The organism is Gilvimarinus sp. F26214L (genome assembly GCF_054401055.1).
The window spans coordinates 1-18,666 of the sequence record NZ_JBTIYG010000013.1 but is presented as its reverse complement, the minus strand read 5'-3'; the positions used below and the strand labels follow the sequence as shown (position 1 = coordinate 18,666).

Sequence of the window (18,666 nt, the reverse complement as noted above, 5' to 3'; positions counted from 1 at the left end):
ATGAATATTGGGACAAAACAATTGTTACGCTTTGGAGGTGGCGTACTCGGGCTAATCGGCATTATCTTTTTGATGTTGCGATTGCGCCAGTACGGCCACTCCATCGAGCGTAGCCATATTGGCTTTTCGAGTTGGCTGATCTTTTTTGGGCTGGCGGCTGTATACGGTTGCTCAAACTGTCTGCTTTCCAACGCTTGGAAGTCGCTTCTCGAGTTTCGTCGTGTTTATGTGTCGACCTTCTGGGCATTCAAAGCGTACGGTATGTCTCAGCTCGCCAAGTACATTCCTGGGAATGTGTTCCATGTCGCCAGCCGCCAAGCCATTGGAATGGGAGCCGATATTCCCGCACGTCCTCTTGCAGAATCAGCGTTTTATGAGCTGGCGCTTTTGGCCATAGCCGGGGCTAGTTTTACCCCTCTGGTCTTGTCAGCTCTTTGGCCGGGTTTCCCCATTTGGCTTGCCGCATCGTTGTTTGCTTTACTCCTTCCCTTTTTCTTCGTTGTTGTCCGGAAAGTACTAGACGATACGGGCGGGCGCGCTTTTGCGGCTCACTTGATCTTTCTATCAATTTCTGGGGCAATTTTTCTGCTCGTGATGCTAACTATCTCGGATGTGGATCAACCAAGTGTCTCTATTTTGTTGATGTCAGGCTACATCATAGCTTGGCTTTTGGGGTTCGCGACACCTGGTGCTCCAGCCGGACTCGGCGTGCGCGAGAGCGTACTATTGATACTAGTCGGCCAGCACGTTGATGAGGCTAGCTTACTGCTTGCCATCGTCCTTACTCGTGCAATAACCGTCGCTGGAGATTTGATTTTTTATATAGCCGCGACCTCAGTGGCGAGGGAGAGGCACAAGAGCTAATGAAAGATAACGCGCTAGTGTTTGCTTCAACGATTCTCCTATCGCTAGGATTGGTCCTTGTGGTATACGCGGCCATCCCCGGGCTCGCCATACCCACGCTGGGGCAAGCCGTGTGGTCGACCGGTTTTTCCCAATCATTTATCAATGGCTCGTTATCTATCTACGCCGACAACATAGGGGCCCCTGAACCAGCTCCAATTGCATTCGGTCTTTCGGGAGCTATTGTAGCGGCCCTTTTTATGAAGCTTGGAGCCGCCGCCGCTGATGCATACGCCGGGATGGTAGCGTTTTGGTCCATGATCTCCTTTTTCGGCAGTTATTTTGTTGCGCGGCACTTCCAAGCGCCGCGTTGGCACTCGCTGGTGGCTGCCCTTGCTTGGATGCTACTGCCGATCACGTGGGCTCATGCTAGCTATTCAATGCTCTCTATCGGAATCGGGCTCCTGCCATTTTATTTTTTGTTTACTCTGAAGGTTTTCGCCGACGAACCGGTCGAAAAGGCACGAGTAGGATGGTACGCCCTGTACCCACTTATTTGCTCGATCTCTGTTTTCATGGATGGTTATAGCTTCATTTTTTTTGCAGCCGGTTCTTCACTGTTTGTAGGGTGGACATGGGTTTCATCCGACGGAAAGTATCGTGCTCATACACTTCGTAGATCACTCCCAATTCATGTGGCGTCGTTCGCTTTCGCGTACATGCTGTATGCGAGCTACATCGGGAAGGTGGCATTTGCACCCGCACCTCTCGATTTCTTCCGCGGCTGGGGCCTGGATTTGTCGTTCTTTGTTTTGCCAACCAAGGGGATACTTCTAGTTCCGGATTTGTTCGGATTTAGTGTGGCTAGGTCACCAACGGTTTTGTTTGGCGATGCTTCGGTTTGGAACACCACCTTTCTGTTGCCACTGGCTATTGCCGCTGTCGCGGCAGCAAAAACGATTCGAAAACGTAAAACCGTAGTAGTGGGACTCGCGGTGATCAGTGTGTTTGGATTTTACATGGCGCTAGGTCCCTCTCTCAAGATCAACTCTGAGAAACCGCCGGAACAAGAAAGTCCCATGATGAAAGCTGACCAGGCGATAGCTCCAACGGGATCAGCCGTTCTTTCGAGTAGGTTGCCTGGGTTCAATAATATGCGAGCAAGCTATAGGTGGATGGCTTTGTGTAGCCTTGGCTTATGGATGCTTCTTGTTCTTGCCTTGGGTTACGGAGAACGAAGAATCAGCGTTGCGCTGTTGTTGTTCGTCGCTTTATTGAGCCTTCCTGATCCAGTAACTCAGCTAAAAAAGGGAATATCCAATAGGAAAATGTTTTTCGATATCGAGGCCGAGCTTGTCGAGAGCCTGAAAACATTAGTTTCGCCTGGTGAGCTAGTTGCATTTCTTCCCTGGAGAAATGATTTTCTAGTGAACTACTGGGCTTCGCGGCTCGATGTAGTCACGTACAACATCGGGGGAGACAAGAACCTGGCGAAGGCAAGAGCACATTGGCCAACGTACATGCGCCAGTTTCCGATGTCGAGCGTAGACGCCAAGTTCTCGGAGCGTATTGTTGCACTTCTCGCTGCAGGCGAGGCCGAATCGGTTGTGCTTCCGTATATTGATACGCTCTCAGGGGCGCACGCTTGGCCAGGATCTACTCAGTTTCGACGCGTGTTAGGACCAGCAATTGAGGAGCTTGAACTGTCAGGCCATGTTCAGATCGCGAAGCGCCAGTTTTACGCTGTGGTTCGACTCAAGCCGGAATTGTCCGCACTTGAACCCGAGATTCGGCTTCGACGGATTGCCAGTACGTTTTGTCTCCCTCCTTACTGCCTCGATATACCGGCGATTACCCGCCAGTCGTCTAGCCAAGTGGGCGTCTGGGCAGATGGCACGCTAAATAGCAGCGGTGCTGCCGGATTTCTTCATTTTGGTCCCTACGTCCATATGCGGGCCGGTGCTTACAGGCTAATCGTCGATGGCGAAATCGGCTCATCCTCCGCCAGCTGGCTAGACCTCGCGTCGAGCAGCGGAACGGTGCAGCACGCGAGATTCGAGTTGAGTCCACAGAAAAGTGAACGAATCGTAGAGTCCACCATACATTTGCCTGTGGATGTACTCGATTTGGAAATCAGGTTATTTGTCGGCCCAAGCGACGAGGTTGTGTTACGAGGATACAAGCTCGTACCAGTTGCTGAAGCGGACGGAGCATAGCTCCTATGGGCGTTCTTTGGGTTTCTGACGTTCACAAGCTGGTTACAGAATAAATTGGGGAGTTGTATGAAAGCAATCATCACAGGTATTACGGGCCAAGACGGCGCCTACTTGGCTGAAATGCTGCTGGACAAGGGCTACACAGTCTACGGCGCCTATCGCCGCACCAGCTCCGTTAACTTCTGGCGCATCCAGGAGCTGGGAATAGAGGATCACGAGAATCTTCACCTCGTCGAGTACGACCTGACGGATCTGTCCGCTAGTATTAGGCTGCTGCAAAGCACCGGAGCGACGGAGGTGTATAACCTCGCCGCGCAGAGCTTTGTGGGTGTGTCTTTTGATCAACCGATTACGACTGGAGAGATCACCGGCCTTGGTGCGGTCAACCTGCTGGAGGCTATTCGCATCGTTAATCCTGCTATCCGGTACTACCAGGCTTCCACTTCCGAGATGTTTGGTAAGGTGCAGTCGATACCGCAGACTGAAGAAACTCGGTTCTACCCACGCAGCCCCTATGGGGTCGCAAAACTGTATGCCCACTGGATGACGGTGAACTACCGCGAGTCCCACGGGATTTTCGGCAGCAGCGGGATCTTGTTTAACCATGAGTCGCCACTTCGCGGTCGTGAGTTTGTCACGCGCAAGATTACGGACGGCATCGCCCGTATAAAGCTGGGGCAACTTGATTGTCTGGAACTGGGTAACCTTGATGCCAAACGGGACTGGGGCTATGCCAAAGAGTATGTAGAAGGAATGTGGCGTATTCTGCAGGCGGATCAGCCCGATACCTATGTACTCGCCACAAACCGAACAGAGACCGTGCGGGATTTCGTGAGCATGGCTGCGAAAGCCGCCGACATCAACATCGATTGGCAAGGTAGTGGCGAGGACGAGAAGGGCCTCGACGCGGACACGGGCAAAACAATCGTGCGCATCAATCCCGCCTTTTACCGACCTGCCGAAGTGGACCTGCTGATTGGCGATCCAAGCAAGGCGCGCAAGGAGCTTGGCTGGGAGCCGAAAACAAGCCTGGAAGAACTCTGTCGGATGATGGTGGAATCCGATCTGAAGCGCGTCGATCGCGGCTTCTCGTTCTGACGGTGTCCTGGATGAAGAAGGTATTGATTACCGGCGCAAACGGCTTTACCGGTCGTTACCTGGTCTCGGCGCTGGAACGGGAAGGCTGCGTGGTCGTTGGGCTTGGCCACTCTGTGGAGAGCGGAGACCAGACCATCGCCTGCGACCTGCGTGATGCGGAGGAAACCCGGAAAATGGTGGCCGATATTGCGCCTGACTGGGTTGTGCATTTGGCGGCACTTTCCTTTGTAGCCCATGGCAGCCCCGAAGAGTTTTACGGTGTTAATGTGCTGGGGACCATGAATCTGCTGGATGCCCTGGCTCAGTGTCCGAAGCGACCCTCCAGGATTTTGGTCGCGAGCAGCGCGAACGTGTACGGCACTCCAAGTGTTTCCCGGGTAACGGAAGATTATTGTCCCGCACCAGTAAACCATTATGCATGCAGCAAGTTGGCGATGGAGCATATGGTGGCGACCCGGTTTTCCGATCTGCCCATTGTCATTACCCGCCCGTTCAACTACACGGGGCCGGGCCAGCACTCCCGGTTTTTGATTCCGAAAATCGTCGGTCACTTTCGCGATGGAAAACGCGAGATTGAACTCGGGAATCTGGATGTCAGCCGGGATTTTTCGGATGTCCGAGATGTGGTTGCAGCCTACATGGGGCTGCTTCAATCGGATGTTATCGGCCAAAGAGTTAACGTGTGTTCGGGCAAACCCGTCGCCCTCCGCGCGGTTCTCGACATGATGTCCAATATCGCTGGTTATGAAATCGATGTTTCCGTGAACCCCGCTTTCGTGCGAGCCAACGAAATCCCGGTACTTGCCGGGGACCCTTCGCGTTTGGAGAAGATATTGGGCCCGATTGGCCGCATTCCATTCGGCCAAACCCTCCACGACATGTTTACCGGGGCTGCTTAGCCGCTCGTTCCTCTACTGAAGTTTTACCAATGAAGTTATTGATTAGACTGGATTCATTGATCCACCCGCGCACTGGAATCGGCTATTACACCGAGCACCTGTTGCGCGAACTCTACCGATCCCATCCGAAGGTCGAAATTGGCGGTGCCTGGTATCACGGGAGGGCGCTGCGTGGTGACGCCATCCACACCTTGTTGGAAGAGGGAGAGGTTCGGGAAGAGGCAAGCGTGCCCAGCGGACCTATCTTTGGCACTGGCATTGTGGCGAGGCTAAAACCGTTCTTGCGGAGCGTGCCGGGCGTTTATCGGGGGCGGCAGGCTTATCTCGAGTGGCAGGCATCAAGAAAGAGCCGGTTGCCGCCTGCGGACCTGTACCACGAACCCAATTATATTCCGTTGCCTTACAAGGGGCCGAACGTTCTGACTGTTCACGATATGTCTCATGTTCGTTTTCCTCAGTACCACCCTCAGGAAAGGGTTGCCTTTCTTGATCGTTGTCTGCCGGAGGCGGTAAAGAAGGCAAGCCATATCATCACGGTCAGCGAGTTTGCCCGACAGGAGCTCTGCGAGATTCATCCGGAAGCCGAGGGCAAAACCACCGCCGTCCACAATGGGGTCGACGATGACTTTCGGCCCCGAGATTCGGCGGAAACCGCTCCCACGCTTGAACAGTGGGGCCTGGTACACGGGAGTTATATTCTCTCAGTGGCAACCCTGGAACCGCGCAAAAACCTTCCCGCTCTGGTCCGGGCTTACCGTGCACTGCCCACCTCTCTGCGACGGGACGTACCGTTGGTTCTCGCCGGCGGGAAGGGCTGGAAGAATCGGGAACTGGAGCAACTGGTTTCGGGACTGGACGAAGCGCGGGTGATATTGACCGGCCGGGTGTCAAAAACGGATCTGGTGCGGCTTGTGTCCGGCGCAAAGCTGTTTGCCTATCCGTCCTTCTACGAAGGTTTTGGACTGCCGGTTGCGGAGGCTCGTGCCTCGGGCGTCCCTGTATTGACCAGCGACCGAGGCGCCACAAAGGAGATCGCTGGGAGCGACACGTTTCTGGTGAATCCGGAATCGGATTTTTCAGACGAGCTGCGAGCCGCTTTGGAGTGGTCGGATAGCCATATACCGGAAATTCACCGGTTTAGCTGGAGCGACACGGCCGCTCGCACCGTGGACGTTTACAATAGAATCATTTGAGTCTGACTATCCGAGCGGGGCGAAGTTTTCGCTCAGCTTCCGTATGATATTCAAACTTAGTTTCCAGTCGTCCTACAGAATTCCTGACGGAGAGCCTGGAGTAATAATGAACAATAAGCGGAACGACCATATCGACAACATCAAAGGCATACTTATTTTCTGTGTTGTAGTGGGGCATGCCATCGAACCATTGATCGCACGTTCCGATTTGTCTGCGTGGCTTTACTGGTTCCTTTACATTTTTCACATGCCCTTGTTCATCGCCGTTTCCGGATATCTGTCGGCCTCACACCATGGCGAAAAGGAACACATTGGTATTCTCAGCGGGCTGGTCATTCCGTATATCGTCTTCGAGCTCGCCTATACGACGCTGGACTCAGTACTGACGGGCGGCTCCTGGAAGCTATTGTGTTCAGGCCTTACTGGCTTCTCTGGTATTTTTTTGCGCTAATCATCTGGCGAATGATACTACCCATTTGGTTGCAGCTTCGCTGGCCTCTGGCAACCGCGGTTGTCGTCGGGCTACTCGCTGGGGTTACCAATCACATCGGTTATTATTTTTCTCTTTCCCGCATCCTCGTGTTTTTGCCATTCTTCGTGGCCGGCGCGCTTGCACGTCAAGGCAAGCTTTGTTTGCCTTCCATTCAGTATTCGAAAGTCATCGCCATTTCTATCTTGATAGCCGCCGGATTTTTTGCGTGGTATGGATCTGAGCAAGCGTCCGTTAGATGGCTGTATGGCAGTTATCATTATGGCCATTTCGATAAGGAGTGGATTGACGGGATTGCAATCCGATTCGGCATCTACCTTGTCAGCGCAGCGAGTTGCCTCAGCGTTATAGTGCTTGCTCCAAAGCGTTGGACTATTTGGGCCTGGGTCGGAATCTACAGTTTGTACCCCTACGTGCTTCACGGAATGGTGGTTAGGTTTGCAGAATCCAAACACGTTTACCGCCTGGTGGAGGGCGACCTGCAGGTTATGATACTCGTCTCGCTGGCAGTGGGAGCGACATTTCTGCTTGCTTTGCGACCAGCTCGCGCGTGCGTGGATGGGGTGTTGGCGGTTTTCCGAGGGGTGTTGATCAAAGGCCCGAAAGGAACGGTAGGTCAAGCGCGCGGTGGGCGCTCCGGAAGCGCAGTTGTGCAAAGCCAGGGGTGACATGTTCACCAAAGCAATCGACCCCACGCAGCCCGGAATCGAATTGTACAAACAGCCCTTTGACCGGCGATTGTTCCAACCCGGGAGGAATTCCCTCCCGGCTTCCGTATAATGAACGCCACACTCACCACCCGCTCAGATCCTACAATCCATGACCGCAGCGAAGAGCTCAGCAGCACCGCAGGGCACCCTCTTTACGATCTCTGCCCCGTCCGGCGCCGGGAAGACCAGCCTGGTCAAGGCGCTAGTCGACAGTACCCGGGGCCTCCGTGTTTCCGTGTCCCACACAACCCGCGCAATCCGTCCCGGAGAGGTGGACGGGGTCAATTATCACTTTGTGACGCGCCAGGCCTTCGAGGATATGCTCCTGAACAATGCCTTCCTGGAACACGCGGACGTGTTCGGCAACCTGTATGGAACCTCCCAGGGCTGGGTGGAGCAGACCCTGGCGGAAGGGTCGGATGTGATTCTCGAGATCGACTGGCAGGGCGCCGCCCAGATCCGCCGGTTGATGCCGGAAACCGTCAGCATCTTCATACTGCCGCCCTCGCGGGAGACCCTCCGGGGCCGCCTGACAGGGCGCGGCCAGGATGACGCCTCGGTAATCGAGCGCAGGCTCGCGGAGGCTCGGGAGGAGATGAGCCACTATGCCGAGTGCCAGTATCTGGTCATCAACGACGTGTTCGAAGAAGCGCTGGCCGACCTCCAGTCCATCGTACGTTCCGTACGGCTGAGGTTGAGCAGCCAGAGTCAGCGGCAGGAGCAGTTGATCAGGGATTTGCTGACCTGAGGCCGCGCCCGCCTAGGCACTCCTTGTCCCGGAGAGTCCTTTTGGCGTAAACTGGTCGGTCCCCGAACTCCGGCCCCGGCGCCGGATTCTCGCGCGCTCCCGTCCCGGCGCGGCTAACCACACAGTACAACATTTGACCGGTTTGACTGTCACAAATGACAGGCTGGACCGCCACAGCAGGAACCACATCATGGCACGCATCACTGTAGAAGATTGTCTGGAACACGTAGATAACCGTTTTGAACTGGTGATCGTGGGCAGCAAGCGAGCCCGTCAATTGGCGGTCGGCGGCAAGGACCCGATGGTCCCCCGCGAGAATGACAAACCGACCGTGATCGCGCTGCGCGAGATCAGCGAAGGTTTGATCGATGAGGCCGTCCTGAGTCAACCGGACGAAGTGGAAGAAATTGTTGAGGTCCCCAATCCCGAACCCGAAGCAGAGTAAGTTCCAGGCACGCCTCGCGCCGAGCGCGCGGGGCTGCAGGAGAGGAGGAAGCGTTGCAAACCATTGACGCGCTGGGTCACAGACTCTCCTCCTATCTTGAGCCCTCCCAGATCGACCAGGTCCGCCGCGCGTACTATTACGCGGAGCAGGCCCACGATGGCCAGTACCGTCGCAGCGGCGAGCCCTACATAACCCACCCCCTGGCTGTCGCCAACATCCTCTCCGCCATTCACATGGATCACCAGAGTCTGGTGGCGGCGCTGTTGCACGATGTCATTGAAGACACCGGCGTTAGCAAAAGAGCCCTGTCCGAGCAGTTCGGCGTGACGGTCGCCAATCTGGTAGACGGCGTCAGTAAGCTGACCCAGTTCGAGAGCGAATCCCAGGCCGAGAAGCAGGCCGAGAACTTCCAGAAGATGGCATTGGCCATGGCCAAGGACATCCGCGTGATCCTGGTCAAGCTGGCCGACCGCCTGCACAACATGCGCACCCTCAACTCCCTGAGCCCGGACAAGAAGCGCCGCATCGCCAAGGAAACCATCGAAATCTATGCGCCCATCGCCCACCGGCTGGGCATGAATGACATGCGCGTCGAGTACGAGGACCGGGGATTCAGCGCCATGTACCCCTTGCGTGCCCGCCGCTTGCAGGCGGCGCTGAACACGGTGCGCGGCAACCGCAAGGAGCTGGTGGAGAAGATCCAGAAAGCCATCGAGTTCCGACTGGAGCGGGACGGAATCAACGCGCTGGTGATCGGCCGCGAGAAGCACCTGTACAGCATCTATCAGAAGATGCGCGCCAAGAAAAAGTCCTTCAAGGAGATCATGGACGTCTACGCCTTCCGCATCATCGTGGACTCCGTGGACAACTGCTACCGGGTGCTGGGCGCCATTCACAACCTGTACAAGCCGGTAATCAACGAGTTCAAGGACTACATCGCCATCCCCAAGGCCAACGGCTACCAGTCCCTGCACACGGTGCTGGTGGGCATGCACGGCGTGCCCATCGAGGTGCAGATCCGCACCAAGGAGATGGACGAGATGGCCAACAGCGGGATCGCCGCTCACTGGCTTTACAAATCCCAGGACAGTGACGTGGTTGCGGGCAGCCAGGCCCGGGCCCGGCAATGGGTGCAGGGCCTGCTGGAAATGCAGCAGCGCGCCGGCAATTCCCTCGAATTCATCGAGAACGTGAAGATCGACCTTTTCCCCGACGAGGTGTACGTCTTCACCCCCAAGGGCAAGATCGTGGAGCTGCCAGCAGGTGCGACGCCGGTGGACTTCGCCTATGCCGTGCACACCGATATCGGCAACCACTGTGTGGCCTGCCGGATCAACGACCGGCTGGCGCCCCTGTCCCAGCCGCTGGAGAGCGGGCAGCGGGTCACCATCATTACCTCGCCCGGCGCCCAGCCCAACCACAATTGGCTCAACTTTGTGGTATCCGGCAAGGCCCGCAGCGGCATTCGCCACTTTCTGAAGAATCAGCTGCACACTCAGTCCATCGAGCTGGGCCACCGCATCCTCAACCGCGCCTTGGCCAATGCGGGAAGCAGTATCGAGAAGCTCACTGACGAGCAGGTGCAGAAGCTGCTGAAGGAAACCCACGCCCGCTCCCTGGACGAGATTCTGGAAGACATTGGCCTGGGCAACCGCATTGCCTTCCCCATCGCCAAGATGCTGGTGCCCCAGGCCAGCACCGAACAGGAAAAGGCCGCCAACATCTACTCACCGCTGACCATCGATTCCACCGAAGGAATGGTGGTGAGCTTTGCCCGTTGCTGCCGGCCCATACCCGGGGACCCGATCCTCGGCCACATCAGCACCGGCCGGGGGCTGGTGATCCACCAGGAGAACTGCCACAACATCGCCGAGATCCGCCACAACCCGGAAAAAATCAGCCACGTGAACTGGGCTCCCTCCGTGAGCGGGGAGTTCCTGGTGGACATCCGGGTGGAGGTGGAATCGGAACGGGGCATCATCGCCTCCCTGGCCACCCGCATCAGCGAGCAGAAGGCGAGCATCGAACAGATCAAGGTGGACGAGCGGGACGCGCACAACAGCGTGATTACTCTCTGCCTGGGCGTTCGCAACCGGATTCACCTGGCCAACGTAATGCGCCGGGTGCGGATCATGGGTCCGGTGATCCGGATCAACCGCATTAAAAATTAACTATACTGAAGACTTGTCTGTCGCCAGTTCACGCCCGTGGGCTGGCGGCTTTCTTTTTAGCCCAGGGGCACTGCTATGACCAACAAAGCCATAATCAACACGGAAAACGCACCGGAAGCGATCGGGACTTACTCCCAGGCAGTGAAGGTAAACAACACGGTTTACCTCTCCGGACAAATCCCTCTGAATCCCCAATCCATGACCCTGGTGGAAGGCTCCTTTGCCGATCAGGCCCATCAGGTGTTCAAGAATCTGCGCGCCGTCTGCGAGGCCGCCAATGGCACCCTGCAGGACATCGTGAAGCTGAATATCTATCTGACGGATCTCGGCAACTTCGCTACGGTGAACGAGGTGATGGCCGAGTACTTCCAGGCACCGTACCCGGCCCGGGCGGCAGTGGGCGTCAAGGAGTTGCCCAAAGGTGCCCAGGTAGAGGCTGATGGGGTGATGGTGATCTGAATGCCCGCTCCCCAGGCGGTTTCGCTCTGAAGGCGTTCCTGCGCTCTCGTCGGATTCGGTCTCATGCGCCGGGTCGCGCGGCAAAATCAACAACCTTTAATTCTCGCGTGCGGTAATGGATAACGTTTTTCTCGTTCTTTCTGCGGTTTTGGCCGCAGCAGTGGTATATGTCTGCAAAAAAAAATGGTCCCGGAAGAGTACGGCTCTCGGCGCCGCCTTGTTGTTTGTGTCCATTTTGCTCCTTGACGGCGCTTATGTCGCCGCCAGTGTGTTCACGGGTCACGGCATAGACGAATCGGTGATTTATCACCTCAAGGTTGGTTTGGAAGGTGCCGGCTTTTCGGCATACCTCCCCCAAATGATGCTCACCGGCATTTACGTCGCCACCGTCTTGGCAGCCGCCTTTCTGGTCTATCGGACGATCACCCGCCAGCGTAGTCCGGGCACCCTGTATTCATGGTCTTTGGTGGGCTCTTTGGCCGTGGCGGCGGTGGTCAGCAATCCGGCTGCGCAGGATTTCTACACCCTGTTTGGCCAATCTTCGGGAGCGGCGCAGCCGGTGCAGGCTCCACAAGATTTCCGGATGCCCCAGCTGGCGCTTGAGAACAAAAAGAACCTGGTTTTCGTGTATCTCGAAAGCCTCGAAAGAACCTATCTCGATCAGGACCTGTTCCCAGGTCTCGCACCCAACATCGCAGCGCTGGAGGAGCAGGGGCTGAGCTTCACGGACATTCGCCAGGTCGGCCCCACCGGGTGGACCATTGCCGGAATGGTTGCCAACCAGTGTGGACTGCCCCTGCTCACATCCTCACACGGCAATGCGATGTCGGGCCTGGACCGCTTTCTTCCCAATGCTACCTGCCTCGGAGATCTGCTGAGCGAGCAGGGTTATTCCCTGTCTTATATGGGTGGGGCATCCTTGCAGTTTTCCGGCAAGGGGGCCTTCTACAACTCTCACGGTTTCCACAAGGTACGCGGAAAAAATGCGCTCCTTCAGGAAAGTGGCGAGAAGGACTACACCTCGCACTGGGGCGTCTATGACGACACCCTGTTCCGGCTGGCGAAGGAGGAATTTTCGGCGCTGGCATCCCGGGATGAACCCTTCGGCTTGTTCATGCTGACTCTGGATACCCACAGCCCCGAAGGGCACGTGTCGCGGGAATGTGAAGGAGTGGTATACGGCAATGGCGACAACCCCATGCTCAATGCGGTCCACTGTGCTGACAAACAGATTGCGGATTTTGTCGACTACGTTCGCAATAGTAAACATGGCCAGAACACGCTGGTTGTCGTGGCCTCCGATCACCTGGCTATGGGGAACACGGCCTCAAACATGCTGCAACAGCGCGAGCGTCGTAACCTGCTGGTAATTCTTGATCCCGAAAATAAAACCCCCGCCAGGATTCACAAGCCAGGGTCGGCCCTGGATAACGGCGCAACAGTCCTCGATGTCATGGGTGTGGAGCGCCCGTCGCTCGGCTTCGGCCGAAGCCTCCTGGACGACGAGCCGACGCTTGCATCAAGCAAAGGCGATTTTGCGGCCTTCCTCAGGAATCAAAAGGGTTTCGTCGACCAGTTGTGGAGTTACCCGCAGCTCGATTACGGTATGGCATTCAATGCCGAAGCGGGAGCGGTGGTGCTCGGAACCGGATCTATCAAGCTTCCGGCGCTCTTTACTCTCGATCGCGACGGCGTGGTCGATGAAGTACTGTTCGAGTTTACCGGCTCCAAAACTCTGGAGGATCACATTGAGGCGGGCAATTATGACCGCCCCATTCTGTGGGCAGACCGGTGTGCGAAGATTCGTGCGTTTGCCAACCCACATCGGGAACCAGCAACGACCAGGTCGCGCTGGTGTTTTACCACGGGCAGTCCGGGTGCTGCGGATCTTCCGGTTTGGGACTTGACGGAGGGCTTTCTGATTTCCAAAGCGGAACTCCTGAAGAGCATGGGTGACGACTCGGCAGATAAGGATTTAGTGGTCGCAAGGCTCAGTGCGGCGCGGACGGTTTCGAAGTATGGAATGATTGAAGTACCGCAATTGGTTGTCGATGATTCCCAGAGCTGGAGTGGCGACATCATAATGCGTTCCTCCGGGCAGTTCGCGGGCCCATCATTCGTCGAGTACGTCCAGGAAGGCAAGGTCGAACGCCTGAAGTTCCGGCGAGGGCTGACGCTGGTCGGGTTCGCTACCCAAACCGCTCCAGTCAAGCTGAAACACGTCGATACTTGTGAGCCGCAGGCGCCGCACGTGGATCCCGAGGCCCTCGACCTTGGTTCCTCTTTCGGTGAGATTGCCGAAACTAGTCGTGGTGAGTATGGAGCATTCGCCGTCGTTGCTTTCGATAGCGCCTGGTGTGACCGCGAAGTTGATTACGATTCGCTATTTGCAGGATTGAAGCTGGAAAAATGGCAGGAGATTGGGTTTCGACAGCCCTATATTGCGTTCCTTTCACCGGACGGGACTAAAAGTGAATGGCTGGGAGTTTCAGAGTCCACCTTGGCCGTGCGGGTCAAAAACTTCCTCCCGCCGCGGCCAGCCGCCGACCTGGTCATGACCGCCCGGTGATGCCCGAGTTTTCGAGCATATCCTTGTAGCCTTCACGAAAGGTGGGGTAGCGGAACTCATATCCGCTCTCCAGCAAAGCGTGATTCCTGCACCGCTTGCCGCCCGCCGACTGCGCGGTGACAGCGGGAAGCTGAACCTGCATCCGCTCCGCGAGCCAGTCTTCGACCACCGCCAATGGCACCGGCTCGCAGTCGCTGGCCAGGTAGGTCGCCGCGGTGTCCTGCCCCGCAAGGGTGCGCCTGATAATGTGGGCCAGAAATCCCGCACAATCCTCGCTGTGAATGCGGTTGCTGAACTCGTTCGCCCTGGGGCTGCGCTTGCCTTGGGCCACCTGCCCCAGAAGCCGCTCGCGCCCGGGACCATAAATACCTGAGAAGCGGACGACGCAGTGGGGGAGGGTGCTGCGGCGCAGGATCTCTTCACCTGCCAGTATCAGTTTGCCTCTGAAATTTACGGGTTCAGTGGTCGAGCCTTCATCGATCCACTCGCCCTGACTCTGACCGTAGACACTGGTGCTGGAGACGAAGATCACCTGTCTGGGCTTGCGCGGGGACGCTTCCAGCGCGGCGAGGATTGCTCTTAAGTTCTCCACATAGGTGCGCCGGTAACCGGCCTCGTCGCGGCTGCCAGGTACCAGAGTGATCACCACCACATCAAAGCCCCCGATCCGCTCGGCCAAACCCTCGTGTTGATCCAGGTCCCAGGCAATGGGCCGGATGGTCGGAGGCAGCTTGTCCGTGTGACGGCGCAGACCGTGGCAGGCGTAGTCATCGCCGAGTTGGTCTGCCAGACGAATGGCCACGTCGCCGCATCCAATTAACAGAATCTTTGTTATCATCGCGATCAATAGGTTTTGACTAATGGTAGAGTTATGACTCTGACAGAACTCCGTTATATTGTCACTCTTGCCCGGGAGCAGCACTTCGGCCGCGCCGCCGAGCGCTGCTTCGTTTCCCAGCCCACACTGAGCATTGCGGTGAAAAAGCTCGAGGAAGAGCTGGGCGTGCCCATCTTCGAGCGCAGCAAGTCCCGGGTGCATCCGACACCGCTGGGTGAGCGCATCGTCCAGCAGGCGCAATTGGTACTGGAGCAAACCGCCGCCATCAAGGACATCGCCAGTTCCGGTCGCGACCAACTCAGCAGCCCGCTCCATGTGGGCGCAATTTTCACCATCGGCCCCTACTTGTTCCCCCAGTTCATTCCGGTACTGCAAAACCTCGCAACAGACATGCCCTTGTACGTGGAGGAAAGCTATACCGCCACCTTGCGGGCGCGACTGCGCAACGGCGAACTGGACGCAATCATCATTTCCCTGCCGTTCACCGAGGCGGACGTGGTGACCCAGCCACTGTACGACGAACCCTTTGTGGTGCTGATGCCCCACAATCATCCGCTCACGAAACAAGACGAAATCAAACCCGGCGATCTGAACCCCTACAACGTGCTACTGCTGGGGGAGGGACACTGCTTCCGGGATCAGGTGCTGGAGGCCTGTCCTAACCTTGAACCTTCCCGCGAGTCTGCCCACCAGGTGCGGACCGCAGCGGAAGGCAGCTCCCTCGAAACACTTAAGCACATGGTGGTGTCAGGTCTCGGGATTACGATTCTGCCCCTGAGCGCGGCGGTCACCAGCCAGTACGCGGACAATCTGCTGGCCACGCGGCCCTTCGCCGAACCCGGACCGTCGCGCACGGTCGCTCTGGCGTGGCGCGCCAGCTATCCGCGGTTGAAGGCCATCGACGTGGTGCGCGAAGCAATTCAGCAGTGCCGCAAACCCGTGGAGTCCGTTCAGGGCGACTGACCATGGAGAGCGCGACCGGTACCCGCAAACTGCTGCAGGACGTTCCCGTTAACCTTCTCAAGGGGGTGGGAGACAGCCTGGCCGGCAAACTGGCGAAGCTCGAGCTTTTCAGCGTGCAGGATCTGGTCTTTCACTTACCCCTTCGTTACCAGGACCGTACCCGGATCACGCCATTGGGATCGCTTCAGCCCAACATGGAGGCGGTGGTCGAGGGGGAGGTGCGCGGTTGCGAGGTGGTCTACCGCGGTCGTCGCAGTCTGTTGTGTGTAATCCAGGACGGCACGGGCTCGGTGGCCCTGCGCTTTTACCACTTCAGCAACGCCCAGAAGGAGGGCCTGAAAACCGGCCGCCGCCTGCGCTGTTATGGCGAGGCCCGGCGGGGTGCGGCGGGCCTGGAGTTCTATCATCCCGAGTACACCTTCCTGGACGGCGGCAGCGCGGAAGAAAGTCTGGAACAGACTCTGACCCCGGTGTATCCGACCACCGAGGGACTCGGCCAGCAACGCCTGCGCAAGCTGATTCAGCAGGCCCTGGGAATGGCCAATGAAGAGAACGTCCCGGAGCTGTTGAGCGACTTTACCGAGAAGCGCCCCAAGGCCATCAGCCTTCTGGAAGCGCTGCATTTTCTGCACGCGCCGCCCCGGGACGCACCGCTCAATGAATTGCTGGAAGGCCAGCACCCCTGTCAGCAGCGGCTGGCATTTGAGGAACTGCTGGCTCACCACCTGAGCTTGCTGAAGGTGCGCGCCCGCATTCAACGCCACCGCTCTCAGCCCTTGCAGCGAGATCACCTGCGCGAAACCTTTCTGAAATCGCTGCCCTTTCCGCTGACCGGAGCCCAACTTCGCGTCGCTTCCGAAATTGCCGAGGACCTTGCCCGACCATTTCCCATGCTGCGACTGGTGCAAGGCGATGTGGGCTCCGGTAAAACGCTGGTCGCCGCCCTGGCGGCATTGCAGGCGGTGGCCAGCGGGACTCAGGCGGCCCTGATGGCGCCCACGGAAATCCTGGCGGAGCAGCACCGTCTGAACTTTGACAATTGGCTGAGCCCTTTGGGCATTGAAGTGGCGGCGCTAACGGGCCGGCAAAAGGCGGCGGAAAAACGCCGCCAGCTGGCCCGGGTCGCAGACGATGAGGCGAAAGTCGTTATTGGCACCCACGCGCTGATTCAAAGCGATGTGGCCTTCGCCAACCTGGGCCTGATCATTATCGATGAGCAGCACCGCTTTGGCGTCCAGCAACGTCTGAGCCTGCGCAACGCCCGCCAGCAGGAAGGCGAGAGTTTATTGCCCCACCAATTGATCATGACCGCCACCCCCATACCCCGCACTTTGGCCATGAGCGCGTACGCGGATCTGGATTGTTCGGTGATCGACGAACTTCCGCCCGGCCGCAGCCCGGTGGAGACCGTGGTGATCAGCAATGAACGACGCGCGCAGGTGGTGGAACGGGTGAGTGAAGCCTGCCGGCACAAACGCCAGGCCTATTGGGTGTGCACCTTGATCGAAGAATCCGAAGTGCTGGAAGCCCAGGCCGCCGAGGCGACGGCGGAGGAGTTGAGTGCGGCCCTGCCCCATTTGCGGGTGGCACTGTTGCACGGGCGGGTGAAGCCCCAGGAAAAAGAGCGGATCATGGACGCCTTCAAAGACGGGGCCATAGATTTGCTAGTGGCGACCACGGTGATCGAAGTCGGGGTCGATGTGCCCAACGCGAGTTTGATGATTATCGAGAACCCCGAGCGATTGGGCCTGGCCCAGTTGCACCAGCTTCGCGGCAGGGTGGGGCGCGGTTCGGCGGCCAGTCATTGTGTGCTGCTGTACGGTTCGCCCCTGTCCACCACGGCGAAGGCGCGCCTGCAGGTGATGCGCAGCAGCAATGATGGATTCGTGATTGCGGAGAAGGATCTGGAGATTCGCGGGCCCGGGGAAGTACTGGGAACCCGGCAAACCGGGCAGTTGCAGTTCAAGGTGGCGGACCTGCAAAGGGACGCGCACCTGCTCGGGAAGGTTAGGGCGCTCGCGGTGGAGTTGCAGCAGCGGCCTGAGCTGAGCAATGCGCTGACCCGTCGCTGGGTGGGACGGGGGCAGGAGTATGGTGGGGTTTGAATCGGGTGCGGAACTCGTGTGAAGCACGGATTGTTGGGTTACGCTTCGCTAACCCAACCTACGTAGGTATCGGGCTTTGGTGCGGGTTGCGTTTTTGTTGGGTTACGCTGCGCTAACCCAACCAACGTAGGTATCGGGTTTCGGAGCGGGTTTATGTTTTTGTTGGGTTACGCTTCGCTAACCCAACCTACGGGGCGTCGGGATGGGCGGGCTTCGGGTAGATACCATCTGCCCTAACTTCCCGCAACGGGCTATGTTGCCCAATGCGGGTCGTATGCGGTTTGGTGTTTCAAAACACCAAAGGCGATCTGCACCAGTTTACGCATGGCGGCACCAAGAGCGCTCATTTTGGCCTTTCCTCGTGCGAGCAAGCGTTCGTACTGCTGCTGGATGAGCGGGTTGTGGCGAATCGCGACGACGGCCCCCATGTACAGTTTGCTGCGTAGTCGACCGGCCCCCGCTTTGCTCAAGCGTGGCCGCTGATCGACCGATGTGCCTGACTGGACCATGATCGGTACCAGGCCGACGAAGGCAGCGCTCTGGCCCGCGCTGTTGAAGTCGCGGCTGCGCAGCATGGCCAGCAATTCGGTCGACAGGACGACACCGATCCCCGGGATGCTCTCCAGCAGCTGCCGGTCCTGTTTTAGGCCGGGACTGCCGTCAATGTGGTCGTCGATCTCGCGTTTCAGTCGTTTTCGCTCTTCGGTCAGCGCTTGGATCATGCCGCGAATCGATTCTTCCACCCGGGCGGACACGTTCTGGATCTCTGCCTTCTCTAATCGATTCTGTTCCCGCTGAAGGTCCGTATCTAACGCGTGTAGACGCACTAGCATGGCCTTCAGATGGCGGATCTCCGGCGCTTCCGGCTGCCACGGTTGATGCTGGCGGTCGGCCAAAAAGCGGGCAATTACAACGCTAT

General features: G+C 57.6%; 16 protein-coding genes. 14 read left to right on the top strand and 2 right to left on the bottom strand.

Features of this window, described 5'->3' with window-relative positions; genetic code table 11:
* The 12 genes from ACURWW_RS13715 (at position 1) to ACURWW_RS13660 (ending at position 13,841) form a co-directional block, all read left to right on the top strand.
* Positions 1-864, top strand: a complete 864-nt coding sequence (locus tag ACURWW_RS13715; protein WP_445617571.1) for a hypothetical protein — start codon at positions 1-3, stop codon at positions 862-864.
* A complete protein-coding gene (locus tag ACURWW_RS13710) occupies positions 864-3,059 on the top strand; it encodes a hypothetical protein (protein ID WP_445617570.1) in 2,196 nt (731 codons plus the stop codon). Before ACURWW_RS13715 ends, ACURWW_RS13710 begins: the two co-directional genes overlap by 1 nt.
* 66 nt (positions 3,060-3,125) lie before the next feature.
* The gene (gene gmd / locus ACURWW_RS13705) at positions 3,126-4,157 is read left to right on the top strand and encodes a GDP-mannose 4,6-dehydratase (RefSeq protein ID WP_445617569.1); all 1,032 of its coding nucleotides are present in this window, start codon (positions 3,126-3,128) and stop codon (positions 4,155-4,157) included.
* 11 nt (positions 4,158-4,168) lie between these two features.
* Positions 4,169-5,056 (top strand): GDP-mannose 4,6-dehydratase, encoded by an 888-nt coding sequence (locus ACURWW_RS13700; RefSeq protein WP_445617568.1) that lies wholly within the window; start codon positions 4,169-4,171, stop codon positions 5,054-5,056.
* 29 nt (positions 5,057-5,085) lie between these two features.
* Positions 5,086-6,249: a glycosyltransferase family 4 protein gene (locus ACURWW_RS13695; protein WP_445617567.1), complete on the top strand. Its 1,164-nt coding sequence runs from the start codon at positions 5,086-5,088 to the stop codon at positions 6,247-6,249.
* A 106-nt stretch (positions 6,250-6,355) separates the two neighbouring features.
* Positions 6,356-6,700: an acyltransferase family protein gene (locus ACURWW_RS13690; RefSeq protein ID WP_445617566.1), complete on the top strand. Its 345-nt coding sequence runs from the start codon at positions 6,356-6,358 to the stop codon at positions 6,698-6,700.
* Positions 6,658-7,407 carry an acyltransferase family protein gene (locus ACURWW_RS13685; RefSeq protein ID WP_445617565.1) on the top strand — a complete coding sequence of 250 codons (750 nt, stop codon included), beginning with the start codon at positions 6,658-6,660 and terminating at the stop codon, positions 7,405-7,407. Before ACURWW_RS13690 ends, ACURWW_RS13685 begins: the two co-directional genes overlap by 43 nt.
* 151 nt (positions 7,408-7,558) lie before the next feature.
* On the top strand, positions 7,559-8,197 hold the full coding sequence (gmk, locus tag ACURWW_RS13680) for a guanylate kinase (protein ID WP_445617564.1): 639 nt from the start codon (positions 7,559-7,561) through the stop codon (positions 8,195-8,197).
* A 190-nt stretch (positions 8,198-8,387) separates the two neighbouring features.
* Complete coding sequence (rpoZ, locus tag ACURWW_RS13675) at positions 8,388-8,642, top strand: DNA-directed RNA polymerase subunit omega (protein WP_445617563.1); 255 nt, start codon at positions 8,388-8,390, stop codon at positions 8,640-8,642.
* 53 nt (positions 8,643-8,695) lie between these two features.
* A complete protein-coding gene (gene spoT / locus ACURWW_RS13670; RefSeq protein WP_445617562.1) occupies positions 8,696-10,813 on the top strand; it encodes a bifunctional GTP diphosphokinase/guanosine-3',5'-bis pyrophosphate 3'-pyrophosphohydrolase in 2,118 nt (705 codons plus the stop codon).
* 75 nt (positions 10,814-10,888) lie between these two features.
* Positions 10,889-11,272 (top strand): RidA family protein, encoded by a 384-nt coding sequence (locus tag ACURWW_RS13665; RefSeq protein ID WP_445617561.1) that lies wholly within the window; start codon positions 10,889-10,891, stop codon positions 11,270-11,272.
* A 115-nt stretch (positions 11,273-11,387) separates the two neighbouring features.
* Positions 11,388-13,841 carry a sulfatase-like hydrolase/transferase gene (locus tag ACURWW_RS13660; protein WP_445617560.1) on the top strand — a complete coding sequence of 818 codons (2,454 nt, stop codon included), beginning with the start codon at positions 11,388-11,390 and terminating at the stop codon, positions 13,839-13,841.
* Here the strand turns inward: ACURWW_RS13660 and ACURWW_RS13655 are convergent.
* Positions 13,825-14,643 (bottom strand): NAD(P)H-binding protein, encoded by an 819-nt coding sequence (locus ACURWW_RS13655; protein ID WP_458618501.1) that lies wholly within the window; start codon positions 14,641-14,643, stop codon positions 13,825-13,827. The two genes, ACURWW_RS13660 and ACURWW_RS13655, sit on opposite strands and share 17 nt — an antisense overlap.
* Before the next feature lie 69 nt (positions 14,644-14,712).
* Between ACURWW_RS13655 and ACURWW_RS13650 the strand changes: the two genes are divergently transcribed.
* Together ACURWW_RS13650 and recG are read left to right on the top strand one after the other, a co-directional pair.
* Positions 14,713-15,642 carry a hydrogen peroxide-inducible genes activator gene (locus ACURWW_RS13650; protein WP_445617558.1) on the top strand — a complete coding sequence of 310 codons (930 nt, stop codon included), beginning with the start codon at positions 14,713-14,715 and terminating at the stop codon, positions 15,640-15,642.
* Positions 15,643-15,644: 2 nt separating this feature from the next.
* Positions 15,645-17,747 carry an ATP-dependent DNA helicase RecG gene (gene recG, locus ACURWW_RS13645; protein WP_445617557.1) on the top strand — a complete coding sequence of 701 codons (2,103 nt, stop codon included), beginning with the start codon at positions 15,645-15,647 and terminating at the stop codon, positions 17,745-17,747.
* Positions 17,748-17,998: 251 nt separating this feature from the next.
* On the opposite strand, the gene ACURWW_RS13640 is transcribed toward recG, so the two are convergent.
* The coding region (locus ACURWW_RS13640; protein WP_458618500.1) for an IS110 family transposase at positions 17,999-18,666 on the bottom strand (668 nt) is incomplete at its 5' end.